General features: G+C 39.9%; 14 protein-coding genes. 6 read left to right on the top strand and 8 right to left on the bottom strand.

What is annotated here, in order from left to right; translation table 11 throughout:
• Positions 1-4: 4 nt before the first annotated feature.
• Positions 5-985 carry a phenylalanine--tRNA ligase subunit alpha gene (pheS, locus tag NO989_RS01570; RefSeq protein ID WP_012518127.1) on the bottom strand — a complete coding sequence of 327 codons (981 nt, stop codon included), beginning with the start codon at positions 983-985 and terminating at the stop codon, positions 5-7.
• A 277-nt stretch (positions 986-1,262) separates the two neighbouring features.
• On the opposite strand from pheS, the gene NO989_RS01565 reads away from it, so the two are divergent.
• The 3 genes from NO989_RS01565 (at position 1,263) to NO989_RS01555 (ending at position 5,035) form a co-directional block, all read left to right on the top strand.
• Complete coding sequence (locus NO989_RS01565) at positions 1,263-2,111, top strand: hypothetical protein (RefSeq protein ID WP_239301701.1); 849 nt, start codon at positions 1,263-1,265, stop codon at positions 2,109-2,111.
• Positions 2,112-2,178: 67 nt separating this feature from the next.
• A complete protein-coding gene (locus NO989_RS01560) occupies positions 2,179-4,095 on the top strand; it encodes an acyltransferase family protein (RefSeq protein WP_371341946.1) in 1,917 nt (638 codons plus the stop codon).
• Between the two features lie 73 nt (positions 4,096-4,168).
• On the top strand, positions 4,169-5,035 hold the full coding sequence (locus NO989_RS01555; RefSeq protein WP_371341945.1) for a glycosyltransferase family 2 protein: 867 nt from the start codon (positions 4,169-4,171) through the stop codon (positions 5,033-5,035).
• A 71-nt stretch (positions 5,036-5,106) separates the two neighbouring features.
• Here the strand turns inward: NO989_RS01555 and NO989_RS01550 are convergent, their stop codons facing one another.
• Positions 5,107-6,204 (bottom strand): glycosyltransferase, encoded by a 1,098-nt coding sequence (locus tag NO989_RS01550; RefSeq protein WP_371341944.1) that lies wholly within the window; start codon positions 6,202-6,204, stop codon positions 5,107-5,109.
• Positions 6,205-6,533: 329 nt separating this feature from the next.
• Between NO989_RS01550 and NO989_RS01545 the strand changes: the two genes are divergently transcribed.
• The 3 genes from NO989_RS01545 to NO989_RS01535 all read left to right on the top strand — a co-directional run bounded on the left by NO989_RS01545 (position 6,534) and on the right by NO989_RS01535 (position 10,909).
• Positions 6,534-9,050, top strand: coding sequence for a right-handed parallel beta-helix repeat-containing protein (locus NO989_RS01545; protein ID WP_371341943.1), 2,517 nt, complete (start codon positions 6,534-6,536; stop codon positions 9,048-9,050).
• Positions 9,051-9,232: 182 nt separating this feature from the next.
• The gene (locus NO989_RS01540; protein WP_283619508.1) at positions 9,233-10,078 is read left to right on the top strand and encodes a polysaccharide pyruvyl transferase family protein; all 846 of its coding nucleotides are present in this window, start codon (positions 9,233-9,235) and stop codon (positions 10,076-10,078) included.
• 21 nt (positions 10,079-10,099) lie between these two features.
• The gene (locus tag NO989_RS01535; RefSeq protein ID WP_283619509.1) at positions 10,100-10,909 is read left to right on the top strand and encodes a Stf0 family sulfotransferase; all 810 of its coding nucleotides are present in this window, start codon (positions 10,100-10,102) and stop codon (positions 10,907-10,909) included.
• A 223-nt stretch (positions 10,910-11,132) separates the two neighbouring features.
• Here the strand turns inward: NO989_RS01535 and NO989_RS01530 are convergent, their stop codons facing one another.
• The 6 genes from NO989_RS01530 to NO989_RS01505 all read right to left on the bottom strand — a co-directional run bounded on the left by NO989_RS01530 (position 11,133) and on the right by NO989_RS01505 (position 17,394).
• On the bottom strand, positions 11,133-11,726 hold the full coding sequence (locus NO989_RS01530) for a PEP-CTERM sorting domain-containing protein (protein WP_371341942.1): 594 nt from the start codon (positions 11,724-11,726) through the stop codon (positions 11,133-11,135).
• Positions 11,727-11,893: 167 nt separating this feature from the next.
• Positions 11,894-13,354, bottom strand: a complete 1,461-nt coding sequence (locus NO989_RS01525; protein ID WP_371341941.1) for an oligosaccharide flippase family protein — start codon at positions 13,352-13,354, stop codon at positions 11,894-11,896.
• A gap of 47 nt (positions 13,355-13,401) precedes the next feature.
• Positions 13,402-14,331, bottom strand: a complete 930-nt coding sequence (locus NO989_RS01520; protein WP_039227131.1) for a glycosyltransferase family 2 protein — start codon at positions 14,329-14,331, stop codon at positions 13,402-13,404.
• 19 nt (positions 14,332-14,350) lie between these two features.
• On the bottom strand, positions 14,351-15,334 hold the full coding sequence (locus tag NO989_RS01515) for a hypothetical protein (RefSeq protein WP_039227132.1): 984 nt from the start codon (positions 15,332-15,334) through the stop codon (positions 14,351-14,353).
• 56 nt (positions 15,335-15,390) lie between these two features.
• On the bottom strand, positions 15,391-16,251 hold the full coding sequence (locus NO989_RS01510) for a glycosyltransferase family 2 protein (RefSeq protein ID WP_039227134.1): 861 nt from the start codon (positions 16,249-16,251) through the stop codon (positions 15,391-15,393).
• Between the two features lie 45 nt (positions 16,252-16,296).
• Positions 16,297-17,394, bottom strand: a complete 1,098-nt coding sequence (locus NO989_RS01505; RefSeq protein ID WP_039227136.1) for a glycosyltransferase family 4 protein — start codon at positions 17,392-17,394, stop codon at positions 16,297-16,299.
• Between the last annotated feature and the right edge of the window lie 3 nt (positions 17,395-17,397).

The following is a 17,397-nucleotide window of genomic DNA, read 5'->3' as shown; positions in this document are numbered from 1 at the left end:
TGCCTTAGTTGAACTGCTTAAGGAAACGAAGATCGTTTTCAAAGAACGCGCGTAAGTCGTTAACACCGTAACGAAGCATAGTTAAGCGCTCTACGCCCATACCAAAGGCAAAGCCTGTGTACTCTTCTGGGTCAATACCCACAGCTTTAAGTACATTTGGGTGCACCATGCCGCAACCCAATACTTCAAGCCACTGACCGTTTTTACCCATAACGTCTACTTCAGCTGAAGGCTCAGTAAACGGGAAGTAAGACGGACGGAAGCGAATTTCTAGTGACTCTTCAAAGAAGTGATGTAAGAAGTCGTGCAAAATACCTTTAAGATCGGTAAAGCTGACATTCTTATCAACCATCAAACCTTCCACTTGGTGGAACATCGGGGTGTGGGTTTGATCGTAGTCATTACGATACACACGGCCTGGCGAGATAATACGCAATGGTGGCTTTTCTGCTTCCATAGTACGAATTTGAACACCAGAGGTTTGCGTACGAAGCATCATGTCTGGGTTGAAGTAAAACGTATCGTGGTCGGCACGCGCTGGGTGATTCGCAGGAATGTTCAGCGCGTCGAAGTTGTGAAAACCATCTTCAATTTCAGGGCCAGTTTTAACCGAAAAGCCAAGCTCGCCAAAGAAAGATTCGATACGTGCAATCGTGCGGCTAACCGGGTGTAAATTTCCTGGCTTTTCTGTGCGGCCAGGCAAAGTTACATCTACTGCCTCTTCTGCTAGCTTCTTGTTAAGCTCTTCAGTGCGTAAAAACTCACCTTTAGCAGAAATAGCTTGCTGAATAACCTGTTTAGCTTGGTTAATCTTTTGGCCTGCGGCAGGACGTTCTTCGTTAGATAACTTTCCAAGCCCTTTAAGTAAGTCGGTAAGTTTACCTTTCTTACCCATGAATTCGACCCTAACTTGGTCTAATGTGGCTGCATCTTGTGCAGCGTCAATCTGGCTTTGTGCCTGATTGATAATAGCGTCAAGCTCCATGTTTTCCTCAATTTACATGATGACTGCATGGCCAAAGCATAGGAAGAATTATTCTGTGCGCTAAGGCTTGCCTGAAATAAAAGCGGTAGTTTACACGAGTGACTGACATTACCGCTACCCTATATAGCTGATAATGGCGAAATTTTGTGGGTTTTGAACAGGCAATGGAAGAACTTACAACTTTATCTAGAAAACGCACCGTCCAATAAGGAAGTTCTAGCAACACATTTAACAGTAGACTAAAGTATAATTTTCAAGCAACCACTTGGTCTGCCTTATGAATATCTCTTATCGTCAACTGCTAAGCAGTATTGCATTCATCTTTTCAAGTTTCTCTGTAAACAGTGCAATTGTAACTTACAGCTTTAACGGCTTTGTTTCTGAGGTAGAAAACACAGAGCAGTTTTTTTTCGATGCAGTTAGTTTACTGGGTCAACAGGTAACGGGCTCTTTCACGTTAGACACTTCAGCGCCAATTCGTGGCAGACTTGAGACAGGCTACTACTGGTGGTCTGTTCATGATAACGACCGCCCAGCATTAACATCTAATGTTGAATTTGGCGATATGCTCTTTCGACTCAACAACGAAGGCGTTTATCAGGCAGAATACGATGAGTATTACCCCGAAGAAATGTTAGAAATGTACGATGGACCAACTTTTGACGACGGTCACATCGGCGATGGTATATCGCTTAAAGATTACGCAAGAAAAACTACCCTCTTTTCAAATGGAAGCTTAGAAAGAACACTGCACCTAAGCTTCGGCTTTCGAGACTTAATCAATGATTTCTTGGCGTTTGATGAAGGCACCTTATTACGAGACGAAATGCCCGATTTCACATCACCAGTTTCATGGTTCGATAACGACCTTACTTCAGATACCAAAAGCGGCGGCGGCTCACTTAGACTTATTGAAAGGGTAGATGATTTAAATACTGGGGTTACTTATCCTGTAGATTCTACCGTTAGATTTACTCTAACGAGTGTAGAAACGGTGAAGGTTAGTTCGCCAACAATGAACTTTAGCTTTTATTTTTTTGTAGTTCTTCTATTCGTCGTCAAAGTACGTAAGCGGAACCTTAGCTTCAATAACATTAATGCCTTAGAGAATTTTACCGAAAAGTAAATATACTCAGATCGGTACGGATTGTGCTTAAACTAAAGCGTTGAAGCGACGTAACCGAGGCAAATCAGTGCACTTTAGATATGACATCAATGGACTTAGAGCGTTAGCAGTTCTTTCAGTCGTGATTTTCCATTTTGCCGAAGAAAAACTCCCTGGGGGTTTTATTGGCGTAGATGTATTCTTCGTCATATCCGGGTATCTAATGACAAGTATCATCATCAATAAGCTTGATAAAGACCGTTTCAGTTTAATGGAGTTCTATTTTGCAAGGATAAATCGGATTATTCCAGCTCTCGCCGTTTTATGCGCCAGTCTACTGCTAATAGGCTTTGTTGCACTGTCACCAGTGGAATATGCGAAGCTAAGCAAACAAGCTGCATCATCGGTTGTATTTATATCAAACCTAGTTTATTACAGCGAGTCTGGGTACTTTGCTGAAAGTTCTTTGGAAAATTGGCTTTTACATACTTGGTCTCTTTCAGTCGAGTGGCAGTTTTATCTACTTTACCCCATTGTATTATTAGCGCTAAATAAAGTGCTATCTCGCGATAAGCTAAAAGTATTCATTGTCGTTTCTACACTTTTAAGTTTACTCCTGAGTGCGTGGCTTACTCAACAGAACCCTAGCTTGTCATATTACGTGCTTCCGACACGCGCCTGGGAAATGCTAGTAGGTGGTTTAGCATTTTTATACCCCATTAAATTGAGTCAAGCGTTAAGCAAAACATCAGCGCTTTTAGGTGTGTTATTAATACTCGTCTCTTGTTTCATATTTTCAGAGGGTACCAGTTGGCCGGGTGTGTCTGCACTGCTGCCAGTAGCCGGTGCCTATCTAATTATTCTTGCTAATCAAAACCAGAACGCGCTGCTTAATAATAAATTGTTTCAACCTTTGGGGGCGTGGTCATACTCTATCTATCTGTGGCATTGGCCTATAGTGGTGGTAATTTATAAAAATGAATTGAGCGAGGCTTATGCTGTATTGGGTATTCTCCTGTCGATTGTTTTGGGATATCTAAGTTATCGGTTTATTGAAACAATTAAATTCAGCAAAAAAGAAAGTACTTTTAAGTCAGCTTTCACAAATAAACCTTTAATCTTTGCAGTTTTGGTAGCGTTGACCGGAAGCTTTTCAAATTACACCGACGGTTTTATCGACCGCTATCCGGTCGCATATCAAAACTTATTGGATGATGTCAAAGCTAGTCCTTATAGAGATTCGTGCCACGTAAATGAATTTAAAGATCCCAAAGAAGCTTGCGAATATTTCGTTAATGAAAAAGTAACGTGGGCAGCATTTGGAGATAGTCACGCAGTCGAGCTTGCTTACGCACTGGGCCAGAAATTAAAAGATACAAATGAAAGTTTAAAGCATTTTAGTTTCTCTGGGTGTAGGGCGTCTTATGGACAAGATGATGAATTTTCTAAATGTGCTAAATGGTACAACAGCTCAATTGACTTCATCGCGCACGAGCCTAACATTCAGAACGTTGTATTTGTTCATAGATATTCTTATCAACTGGTTGGCGGAACTAATGCAAACTATCCAGGCTTAGACGACTTGAAGTTTGATAAGAAATCTGTCGAACTACTACAAAATATTGATAGGGCAATAAACAAGTTAGCGGCTGCAAAACAGCGGGTTTTTGTGCTGTACCCCGTACCTGAGCTGCCAGACCATATTTCTAAACTTATCGACCGAGCGCTAATGAATAAAGGTAATTTAGAAAATATTAAAGGTACGAATCGCAATTGGTACGAAAAGCGTAATGAAGTAATAATTAATCACTTCAAGAACGCTGATTACCCAGACAATGTTGTATTAATTAATCCTGCAGACTATTTCTGCGGAGACAAATTCTGCTTTTCTACCATTGACCAGCGCTCCCTATACTTCGACGATAACCATGTTTCAAACTATGGTGCATCATTAATCGCCGAAGATATTATCAACACTAAAAATAGTGGAATGTCAGTGCAGTAGCCTGACTTGTACGAAATGTGACACTATATTCAATTAACATGGAACTTGGCTTTAACTATTTATGGATCAATCAATGCAAGACCAATCTAAGCAAAAAACAGTTTCAGTCGTAATTACGACTCACAATCGCCCAGATTATTTAAAAGAGTCTCTGGCGGGTGTCCTTAATCAAACTGTCAAGCCCAGCGAATTATACGTCATTGATGATGGTTCTACGGTAAGTTACGAAGAGGTATTAGCTCAATTTCCTCAAGAACAATTTACTTATGTCAAAGTGCCTGTGGCGTCAGGCGCTAATGCAGCTAGAAATTTAGGTATCACTAAATCTACATCGGACATTATTGCGTTTCTAGATGATGACGATATTTGGGATACGGATTACTTAGAACGACATATTGCAATGCACGAAAAAGCCGACGCCGTGACATCTGGTTATCGATTCTTAGAAACGCCAGATAAAATTCACATCAATCCAATTGAGATAATCACCACAGACGTCATTAAAAAAGGAAATAAATTTTGTGGAATGAGTGGCGTTACATGTAAAACATCGTTGGCGAAAAAATTGATGTTTGATGAAGAATTGAAAAACAGTCAGGATTGGGATTTCTTTGTTCGCATCACGCTCGAAAACGCAGTATTTAAAAACATTCCCAAAGATATCTATTTTTATCGCCGAGGCCATGTAAGTATTTCCACTGAAGTAGCAAATATGCCACTTGAAAAGGTATTTCCTAGATTAAAAGCGTTCAAAAAGCACAAAGTACTCCTTGGAAAAGAGGCCTATAACGATAGGGTAGCAAACCAAATACTGAGTCAGATAGGAAAAAAGAATAATAAGTTAGGGTGGATTGGACTGTCAGTGCGAGAAGCAGGACTTATTGCAACGGCAAAAGTTATTTTAGGAAAAGATAGAATTCGCCGGAAATTCGGCAGATAAAAAATTCATACAAAACAACCATGTGCGCCCTTATCGAAGTTAACGGCGCACTCTTTCTGTTAGGTGAAGCCTTATAAACTCTCTATCACGTCTGCATATCGCTCAGCTACACTCTCCCAGCTGAAGTCAGCAGCTTGCTCTATCGGAGCGCCAGCCCAGTCCGTTGTTAACGTACTGGCTATTGCCGCTGCATACTCTCCGATATTCTCGACGTTACAAACTACACCAGCTTTACCTATTAGTGTTCTACGCATGGAGTCATCGGTAGCTATAACAGGCAACCCGCTTGCCATTGCCTCTAGGTACACTCGCCCAAACGGCTCATCTTCAGATGGTAATGTAAATGCGTCGACTGAACGATAAACATTGGGAATATCAGCAAAGTCGACTTTAACGATATTAAAGCGTTGCGCACCTAACTTTTGAGTACAAAGATCGTTAAAGTACTGTACGTCTGGGCCGTCACCACAAATAAGTAACGATACATCGTTTAATTGGCTCACTGCCTCTATGGCCAAATGTATACGCTTGTGATTTTGCCTATTTAACGCACCAACAGTTAATAACACTTTGCCCTGTAAACCATGCTCGTATTTTTCGCCTTGTGGGCTGAATTTAGCTAAGTTTACACCGTTAGGGATAATCTCAACCCGTTGTTCTGGCGCTATAGAATGAACATACTCTTTGGTTTCTTGGTTAAACACAACCAAGCAGTCGGGCTTAAATTTCAAATTTCGACGCAATACTTTACCGTTCGATACCATCCCTGCCCTTTCGGTATAAAGAATGGGCGTTTTAAATAGTTTTCTAATTACTGCGGCTACCGCCAATCCACCATAATCATTATTAGGGTAAATGACATCACATCGCTTAAACATTAAATAAGGTGTGTATGTTATGAAGCTAGTTAGCGACTCGATAAGCAAAGATGGATTAGAAACAAAGCGAGTTAGCAACCAGTCAATGGTTTTATTTCGCTGGGCTTTTTTAACTTTTCCTCTGGGGATACAGGGGATGACAACACTATGTTCACTACATTTAGATGAGCTTAAAAGCTTTACGTCAAAAAATGTGGCTAGGTGTTCCGCCATTTCATACGCACTGAGTTGAGACCCGCCGCTTGATGAAAACCCTGCCTCAGGGTGAATAACAGCTACTTTTTTCTTCATAAAATTTCCATTTTAGTTCATCGAAGCAATTGCTTTGCCCGGTATACAAGCGAGTATACCAAATTGACTTTTAAGGTTATTCTTGAAATTGGTGAGTTTGTAAAAAAACGTCATTTATAATCCATTTTCAACTATATAGGTTAAGCAATTTAGATTCCGTTTTTTACAAAAATCAAAAAAATCTGAATAAGGCAGGCGGTTTTACCAATAGAATCAAACTAAATTTGTAAAGATCCCAGCTACCATCTTGCTACGTAGCAACGTTAGCACTACCCTTTTATTACAGCCCTAATTTTCTTTTCATGATTTTCAATCTATAGGGATATAACATGCACTCTGCTAACTCAAAGCCAACTATTTTTCGCATCACTTTAATTGGTTTACTGTCATTTTTAATGCTTTCTTGTGCAACCATGAACAAAAATGATAAAAGTTATACGAAGGGCGGCCAACCCGGTGATATTTTGTATAGCTATGTTCATGCTAATATTAGCGACAGTAATGCCGTAAACTCATTACTATCTAATTACAAAGGCCCGAAAAACCTATCAACCGTTGTTGAAAAGTACGAAGACGAGATATCCCAGTTGTATAAGCAACATGTGTTCTCACCTAACCCATCAATCAGTGAAAGTGAAAAGATAGCGCGGTTCGCCAATATAACCGCTAATCAAGCCTCCGCCCTATTTGCTTTGTATCCTATCGATACTGCAAAGTGGATGAAAATAATTTCAACTTACTCTGGCTTAAGCAAAAACGATATTTACGAGTCGGCGATTACAGCAGGGTTAGACCCTTCGATAGTTTTTACCGCATCAGCTTCTGGGTTTGAAGATACTGCTACCCCTCTTATTAACTCGATAGGGTTAGTTATTTACGGCCAAGATGAAGAAAGTACTGCCACCGTTAAGTTTAGAGCCGAGGATGATACTTATTGGCGTGAAGGGTTAGACCTAGCATGGGAGCCCATCTACGGGTCGTTCGCTGGAAGCATAGTGTACCTAGAAGCAAACACTACATATCATATAGAAGTAACGATTACGAATTCTTATGGCGATATAGTTGAACATTCCTTTCAAACAACTACAAAGCCCAATACCCCCCCTATCGATCCAAATAAAATCTATTACCTTTCAGAAATTTATTCTGGCGGCCAACTGGATTTAGAAGCTCTAAATATAGAAGGCAGCGAAGATGGCTACGCGAAAATCATTGGAGATGGCCCCGTTATTGAAGCTGGCAGCGATGTACTTGCGGCTGTGAATATTGGTAGCAATTCATATGTAATGCTAGAGAACCTTACAGTTAAAGGCGGCCAGCGCTACGGCATTTTTGCAAAAAAAGCGCACCATATATGGATTAAGGGCTGCAATGTTTCTGGTTATGGTAGAGAAGCGGTAGAGATAAGGGATGGTGTTGCCTATTCAAGCACCACTAATAACTCTCCTATCAATTACGATTCCGGTATTTACCTAGAGCGGAGTGGTATTGCCGTAATTGAAGAGTGTGAGGTACATAGCCCTAACTTAGGTGCAAATAGCTGGGCAGCCGGTCACCCAAGAGGTGCAAACGCACTTCAAGTTTGGGCATATCATGATAGCGATGCTTACAGAGGCGAGTTTATTGTTAGAAACAATCGCTTTTACGGCGCGCCAGATCATAGATTTAACGATGTTATTGAGGGCAGAAAAAACTTCGAAAGACGTGGTGGTTTCGTTAAAAACTCAGCGATTTATGGCAATTACCTAGCTTATGCAAATGACGATCTAATAGAAATAGATGGCGGCCAACAAAACGTGTTGGTTTACGACAATGAAATGGAGCAAGGTTATGCTGGAATAAGCATAGCGCCGAATACTTTAGGCCCTAGCTATATCTTTCACAACTACATACACAATTTAGGTGATGAAACCGGTAAAGAGTGGACTGCAATAAAAGCTGGCGGGCTAATCGCTCGTCCTGCTGGTAAAACGTATATTTTTGAAAATGTAATTGATGTTGATCGTAACGGTATCGCAGCCTCAAAAGTTAATAGTGATACAACATTTTGGATAGAATCACAAAACAACATCATCTTGACAGATAACACTGGATACTCTGTAGGTTACTGCATTTTTGACACTGAAAAGTACTTTAAGAACACCAGTACTAACGACATTTGTTTCAACCATGAAGTAACGGGCGCAAGATATGAATTTAATTTAGCTCAACTAATTGAGCACCCTAAATCTGATAATCTAGCGTATGTAGAGTCACTTATTCAGGCTGGCCAATCCGCAATGGATAGAGAAATGGTTACGCCAATTCCTAATTTTTCAAAGCACTCAAGTGACGAATCTTTTGAACCATTAGATTTAGAGCAGGCGAATGCTGTTGATCCTAATTATTGGAAGTTAAACACTGACAATGTTTCAATTACGCCATTTGCAAAACAGCATGATTATGGTGAAACGACTATTGTTGATAGCGATAGCATAGCAATAGCAGGTAACAGTTGGGTTAAGATCCCCATTGATTTTAATGTCGTTAAAAGTACCGAATTGACAGCTACTTTACTGATTGAAGGCGGAGGTAACCCAGAAATTATTGGACTTGGCTTTGAAACAGATAACGATATTAGCAGCAAAAGAGTTATTCGCTTTTTTGGTACACAAAACTGGGGAATAAATGCTTTAAAGTACTTTTCTCAATCAAGCAGCCAGATAACATTCCCACTTGGAAATTTTGTAAAGGGCGACATAAACTATCTTGTCTTTGTTTTGGACTATGATGACGTAAGCCAGAAAAATAACGACATAAAAGTTACATTTTCTAACGTTACTCTGACATCTCGTTCAAATTACTAATGACATTAATTAAGTCCTTCTATTTATCGTTCATCTTATCGTTACGCAGGTTTTCTAGCATAGAACTTGCTTTAGTTCAGTGAAACAACGCATTGAAAAGTAACTGTCAATTTTCAATGCGTTTAATTTACCTGGGCAGTTTACTTATTTGATATATCACTATTACTAAAAGAGTACAATTCGTGTTCAACAAACTTTTCAAGTCTAAACAAGAAATTTCTCAAGAAACGCCATCTAAAGTTAAACAGGCATTACACCAGCAAACCAAAAACTATTTTTGGAATCCCAAGAGCGGACTTCCCAATATCGGCGATTACCTCGCGTTTGAAACGGTAAACTTTGTACTCAATTTGAAAGACCTACACCCGCTCGATATCTCTTCCGGTAAAATTCTCTCTATTGGCTCCGTATTACACTTCGCAAACGATGGTGACACCGTTTGGGGAACTGGACGAAATGGCAAAATATCGCCGGAAAAGCACGTGTTTTCATCCCTTGACGTCCGCTCAGTACGCGGGCCTCGCACAAAGGATTACCTTGAGAAAAAGGGAATCACAGTGCCTGAAATATTCGGTGATCCAGGAATTTTAGCGCCTCTTATTTACCCAAAAGCTCAGTTAAACACTGTCTACGCGGGCGACACTCAAGACGTTCTTATTGTTCCGCAGCTTAATGATGATTTATCGATATATTCCGAGTACAAAAACCAGCTGGTGTCACCTAGGCAGCTTCCTGGGAATTTTTTAGGTAGATTGACGAAGGCTAAAAAAGTGATAGCAAGTAGTTTACACGGCTTAATTCTGGCTGAAGCGTATGGAATCCCTGCGGTTTATTACAGTTCAGGTAGTGGTGAAAACATTTTTAAATACCACGATTACTACGAGGGAACCGGAAGAACAGAATTTGCTGTTGGCACATCAATTGAAGAGTGTATGGAATTAGAAACATCACCTATCCCAAATCTGAGGGCAAAACAGACTGACTTACTCAGTAGCTTTCCTTTCGATAAGTACAAACAGACTAATTGAGCAAGACCTGGGGCAATAGTTATGGAACAACACCTGTACGAAGACCAGTTCAACGAAATTCATAATTTTAAAGAATGTACTTCAGTAAAGAAAACACTAGTGATTGCATCTACACCTCGCTCAGGTAGTCACTTTCTAGGTCATGCACTGCACCAAACCAACCACTTTGGCTTTCCGTTAGAATATGCGAACCCTACAAATTTAGCGAGATGGGAGGAAGTGTTAAATGTGAAAGGCGTAAAAAACGTGCTGGATACACTTAAAACTAAACGTACCTCTTCTAACGGCATATTTTCTATAAAAGCGCATTTCTCTCACTTACAGCAATTTGGAGGTTTGAGAGAGTTTGCTCAATCATTGGATAATCCCCACTTCGTTATGCTGACGCGCCGAGATATTTTAAATCAGGCTATCTCTTTATCGATAGCACGCCAAACTGGCGTGTGGATCGCAGGTCAACAAGCTATGTCTGAAAACGTAAAATACGACGAGGAGGATATCTGTTTTTGTTTGAAGCGCACTGTCTTGCACAATGCCTCATGGAAATACTTGCTAGCCTCAACTGGTTTGAAATACATAGAGATAACGTTCGAAGAAGCAAGAGCTAAACTTCCTCACACAGTTTGCGCAATAGCAGATTTCATGGAAGTTGACCTTCCGTTAGAGAACGTGACCTTATCGCCTGCTACGAAGAAACAGTCAAACGGCATTAATGAAGAGTGGAAGGAAAAGTTTTTGCAAAGTAAGCACAGTGAAATTTTATTAGATATAGACTTGGCTTTGGGACTGAAAAGTAAGAAAAAGCAGCTCAAAGAAATATTATTTAGTTAACAGTCGAAAATCAATAACAAACATTTTGTAGCTTTGATAAAACGTTTGTTCCGTAGTGAAATACACAAAGCCAGCGGTGGAATAACTGGCTTAGAATCACCTTATTTACCAGTGCTGGGATATTAATGTAAAACCGCCGATTTTGATTGTGTTGAAGCTATCAACAATACAAAAACAAAAAACCACGCTTTCGCGTGGTTTTAGAATTTAGCTGTTGCAATGATTAAAGCTTTCGTCGAGCGGTGAAGCCAATACCCACTAGTGCGAGAGCAAGCATTAACGCAGTTCCCGGTGCGGGAACATCAACAACGTTCGAAGGTGTTGTTACTAATAGATTTCTGAAATTCGACGTCGTGCTTCTGCCAGCTTGGTCTTGGTCCGCGATGAAAAGCATTCTATCGAAACCAGTTAAATCATAATCTGAAAAATCTATGGTGATGTTATACCAGACATTAGCAGATAGGGGGCGAGCAAAGTCTTGATTACCATAATTCTGCGTACCACCAAAATTGAAAACTAGGCCGCCTGTTCTGATTTCGCCGTCATTATCAAACCCAATGCCATTAATTTCACCAACATTAGTTGTCATAAAATCGAATGATAAAACACTATCCTTAAGCATTGCGATATCAATTGGCGCCAAGCTCGCCCAATAGTTACCAAAAACCTCAAGATTTAGACCGCCGTTAGTAACGTTAAAACCACCGCTAGTCGCCTGAGCACCATGGCCGCTTAAGTTTGACTGATTAAAGGTGATAAATGCCGCGTTAGCATTTAATGACAGCACCAAAAATGCTAAACCAGTGAAAAATTTCATACAACAACTCCTATAATTTGAATAAGCACCCAAGCAAAAAACAGACCAATAAAATTTTTCACTTATTTATCATAAAGATAATGTAAATTAAAAAAGCATTTTATGCTTCATCGCAATACTTGTAAAAAATATTGACAGTATCATTTGTCTAACATTCAAGTTAAACCCTACCTTTTGGCTTCGCCTTTTAAAAACATGGCTTTTAACTCTAAAGTATGTAGTTTTGCCGACCTAAAAAATAGACCAAATAGAAATAATGGATAAAGAAGCGCACCAAGGAACACAAGTATCAACAAGATAAGCACATCACTTTGAAACTGCCCCTCAAGATGTGTTTTTAACATCATCAAAAAGAAAAACATAAGTAGCGCCGATATTGAAGGCGGTAACAATGACTTTGTTAGCGACTTAAAGTCAATCTGCACGTGTTTGTTTACAATCCAAAGCCTTACAGGAAGAGACAAAAATGCGCCAATTACCATGCATGTCAACATAACTTCGATGCCAAACCATATTGTAGTTCCCGCGACCCCTATATTTGTAAAAAGGTTTAAAAGTGTGAGTCGAAACGCATCGCCTGTTTTTGCATTCGAAATGAGTAGATTAGGTAGAAACCAAGCAACCACACTCGGGAAAATGGAAAATGCTGATATTGTCATGAAGGTAGCACTAGGCGCAAATTTATCACCGAAAGCAACCACAACAAACGGGTCTGCTACTGCTGCTAGTCCCATAAATATAGGGCATACCATAACAGCAGTTATGGTCACCATTTTAATATAAAGCGCCCCTAGCTTTTCACGCTCTTTAACTCTTGAAAAACTCGGTACGACCATCGCATTTATCGAACTCATGGTAACTTGGTTTATAACTGTCGCGCCCTTATGTGCAGCAGCCAACAGAGCAAAGCTAGCAGGCCCTAAAACAATACCCGTAAACAAGTTACTCGCCTTTCTGTGAAGAAAGTTCATGACGGTCATACCAAACAAGGGAAGGCAAAATCGAATGAGCTCTTTATTGTCATCTCTATTGAAATGGAAGTAAGGCTTAAATTTTGCCACATAAATTAGAAGTAAATATTGAATAACCGCATTTACTAATTTTCCGATAATTAACGCCCAAAGCCCATAACCAATTTCTGCTAAAATGACTATAGTGGTCGCGGATATAAGTGTTGCACAAAACTTAGCCACACCCATTTGTTTATTCTTGAATTCTCTCAATAATTTGCCACTCACAACTACCTGCAAACTGGTAACCAAGGTAATAGGAGCTAAGCTCGCGACGACCCATGCGGCTAATTCTGAGTAGGAGAAGTAAGCTATTGGAGCACCGATACCGAGAATACCGATAACTACAACCAACCCCATTCCTGCGACGAATGTCATAGTGCTTGCTGCGTATCTATCTTCCCATTTATCTCGCTGCACAAGGTTTTGATTCACGCCCGCATTCACAAGCGTGTTTGCAAATTCGATGAATAGAAAACAGAATCCTGCTAAACCAAATTCCTCCAAAGTTAGAACGCGAGCAAGATATGCGTAAACCAAAAAATCAACTACATTGATTCCTGTTCTTGTAAGTGATGTCCAAATACTACCTTTAGTAGCTTTTTTCTTAAGCGACATTTAATTTCTCAATTGTGAATACGGAAGGGAACTTTTATGTAACGTAACTAAGATCTATTTGCTTCTTTTCCTAGTTGAAGCAACATAAACTCACTCAAGCTTGTGAAAAAAATTAGTAACAGCAGCCAGATTAAGCCCGTTTTGCGTTTTCCTGAAAACCCAGAGTGCAAGCACGTTTTTTTTGTGCGACCTAAGAACATTTTTAATAAACCTATGCAAAATCTAAGCTTTCGCTTAAATCCTGCCTTAGAGAGCTCTGCGTCCCAAGTCCCGCCTACCACTCGCTTGCGCTTAACAATTAACTCTGATTTATTCCTAGATGGGTGAAGAACTTCTGCTTTTTCTGAATAGACAACTTTTCCACCAGAACTAACGACACGTCGACTGAATTCAACGTCGCCGCCTGACTTAAGTTTTTCATTGAACCCACCGTGCTTCTTAATCAGGGACATCGAGCAAAATAAGTTCGCTGTTATACATTCACCTTTTTTCGCATTCTGTTCTTGCTTCATAGAGAACATATTTTCAAAATCTAGTGCATTTTGCTCGGTGTGTTTCGAAGAGTCAGAAAAAAACGACACTTTACCCGCAACGATGATGTCGTCTTGCTGTTCATTCCAACATTCCAGCAAACTTGTTAACCAATCGCTCGAAACCAAACAATCAGAATCCGTAAAAGCAACGTAATCGCCAGACGCGACTCGTAAGCCCTCGTTTCTTGCGGCGTAAGAACCCGGTGTCAAACATTGAAGTAAACAAAACGTTTCTGTTTCAATTTCTTTTACACGCTCTTGTAAAAATTCGTAAGTCCCATCCGTTGAACCATTGTCAATAATAATGACTTCATAACTTTCTCGTGGGTAATTGATACTTCTTAGTCGGTCAATACACTGACCTACCCTGCCAATATCATTGTAAACGGGAACAAGAACACTTATTTTCGGAGCGATTATTGAAACATTGTTATTTGAATTCATTCCATTTTTCTCTTTAAGTCTAAGCACCAGCGAGGATTACTTTCCAAGCATCGACGACTTTGTCTTCTCCGTAGTGAGAGAGCACCTCTTTCAGAACTTTGTATTTGGGCACATATATCTCTTCTAATGTTCTCTCAGAGATGCCTTTAATATCTATAAGATGTACGAATGAGTGATGTTTGCTTTTCTCCCTTCCGAACTCACTTTCATTAGTCAGAATGTTACACCCCTCTCCAATAGCATGATAGAAAGAGCCGGAGCTAATCATGGTGCCATCAGAATGGGGCAATAGGACAAACTTAGAAGCTTCCAACAACTCATTGAGCTCTTCTCCAGAAAGAAATCTATTATCCCATGCAACTTTGAGTCCTCGTTTGCTAATGATAAATTCGAGTTCCTCTTTGTAGACGGGATCTGAACATTTACCTGCGATCTTGAGTGGGAGAGAAACGGGCCACTCATTTAAAACAAGGTGCAAATTCTTGTAAGGTTTTATTCCACCGAAAAACAAAACATCGTTCGTAGCTTGTGACTCACCACATTGCATATGTTTTACCAGCTTTTCATCAGACTTGTATAAGGGATGAACTAGTGACGGAGACTTAAAGTAGCTTTCAAGTGAAACTGGGGGAATTCCCAATAGACCAAACAAACGACAAAGAAATGTAAAGCGCTTGGTACTGCCCGAACTGTTGTGAGGCTTAAAGTTATGCTTTATCCAGACAACTTTTTTGGCAAAGAATTTTGAAAAAACGACTAGAGCAATCATTTTAAAAAAATACTGTATCGCCGTTTTATATGACCTGCCATAAACTCTATCTTCAACCCAATTGAGAATCACCACGGCTTTTCTAGGCGAAGCAAGCATATATCTTACAAAAGCTAAATCTGTTGGCTGCACATCATAGCCAATCTTATTTAACGCATTTTTATTTAGCTCCAAGAATTCATTTTGACTCCTTGGTGGATACATAAAAGCTTTTTTTACATCTTGTTGGGTCATTTCACGTTTTTCCAGTTTTGTTCCGTCATTAAGCTTTTTTGTTCCATATATTGAATCTAAATTGACATAGGTTTCTTTAAGATTTTTCTTCTCATCGCTCGATAAAAAAAGCTAGAAGTTGCACGAATGCCCGAAAGCTTGACCGATAACAATAGCCACCTTACTTTGCCTTTTTTGTACTTTAGCGAAAATAACACTTGCTCACTTACACGCTTTTTAAACCAATAATCACCAAGAAAGCTCTTATGTTTATTTGCAGACGCAAGCCGTGGAATGATATCTCTAGGCTCAATATTTCTGAGCTTTGCTCCAATTCCATCAGCATTTTGAAAACGATATAAAAACAGCCCTTTCGAAATATTTCTGAAATCAACACCTCCCAAAAACAGCCTGACAAACATGTCCCAATCTTGTCCATTGCTCAGGGTTTCGTCAAAATGCAGATTTTCGATCACTTCTTTTTTGCAGCTAAAGCCAGACATCCCGCAATAAGTGTTGCCACGTAATAATGAAGCTTCAGTTACCCTCACATCTTTATTAACCACCAAGACACTTTCCTTCCCTAATTGCTTGAAGCCTGTTACCACCGCGTCTGCTCCGAGCTCATATTGCTTTGAAATTTCACTAAGGTAATCAGGCAACCAAATATCGTCATCATCTAAGAAAGCAATTACCGTCCCAGAACTTTCTTTGATTCCAATATTTCTAGCCCGGTTAGCACCACTCTTATTTTCTAAACGTAAGAATTGCGCATTTACATCTTTTATAGCGTTATAAGCCTCTTGGTAAGAGACCTCTGAACAGTCGTCTATGATTAAAATTTCTTTTGGTTGAAGCTCTTGTGAAACTATACCTGCCAGCGCTTCTACTAAAAATGCTGGTCTGTTACATGTGGTAATTACAACTGAGATGTCCAACTAGATTCCCTTCTAACTGCATGGATATAGGCTTTTAATTTGGCGCTAAATTATCAAATTTTTAGCGTGTCCCAAAGTAATTTCCGAAATACTCTCCCAATTGTATTTTTGCAAGAACACTTCTCTATCAAGACTTAAGTTTAAATTTGAAAAGGTAGACAGCTTTTTAGCCAACTCATTGACATTTCCAACACCGAAGTAACAGTCGCTTGGAGCTTCAATGTCCACATTAGGAGCAATATCACTTAATAAAACGTCACAGCCAGCACTTATTGCTTCTAGCGCTACAATAGGTAATCCTTCATGATAAGACGGCAAAACAAATACCGAAGCATGCTGATATAGTGCTTTTAACTCATCTCCTGATCGTCTTCCTGCGAACACAACGTTTGAACTGGCCGACATTCTCAGTTTTTTAGAATAGTCGTCTTGATGGTCGGCATCTCCGACTATAAAAAGCTTGGTAGACGTACTAGATTCTTTAAAAGCCTCAACTAAGTCGTGAAACCCTTTTTCAGGTACTAGCCGTCCTACAGCTAAAACGTAATTCTGTGACTCTATATCCAAATCTTTAGGTAAGTAACTACTGCTAAGTTTTCCGGTTAAGGTTGGTAACATTCCGTTGGGCACAAAACTAATTTTTTCAGCGTGTTCTGGGAATGAAACCTTAAGAGCCTCACTTAAGCTTCGCCCAACAACTAAAATTTTATTTCCATACACAATCCCCATTTTTTCACCAAACCGAAGCACCTTTTTCGCAAACGGGCTCCATTTCTGCCTGTCGTAATCTGCACCATGGTGCGTAACCATGACTTTCATGCCAAGCAGGCGAGCTAGAGGCGTAAAAATAGCGGGGCCTACAGCGTGCAAATGCACGATATCGGGCCTCACAAATAGTCTTGCGTAAATAATTGCGATAAACGTATGAAGAAATGTTTCTAGTAATTTGTGTCTTAATGCCCAAACGCTAATAACTTCAACACCTTCAAAGTTAAATCGCTTTTCTTTCACATAAGGCGACCGAGCAAGCACAGTCACTTTAGCTCCTTGCTTTACCATTTTAGGGTAAAGCTGTTGGCAATGAGACTCTATCCCCCCCATAACATCAGGAATACCTCTTAAGCCAATTGCGCAAATCTTCATAAA

Source organism: Alteromonas sp. DY56-G5 (genome assembly GCF_041414725.1).
In the GTDB taxonomy this organism is placed as follows: Bacteria; Pseudomonadota; Gammaproteobacteria; order Enterobacterales; family Alteromonadaceae; genus Alteromonas; species Alteromonas macleodii.
This window is presented reverse-complemented; position numbering and strand designations above follow the sequence as displayed.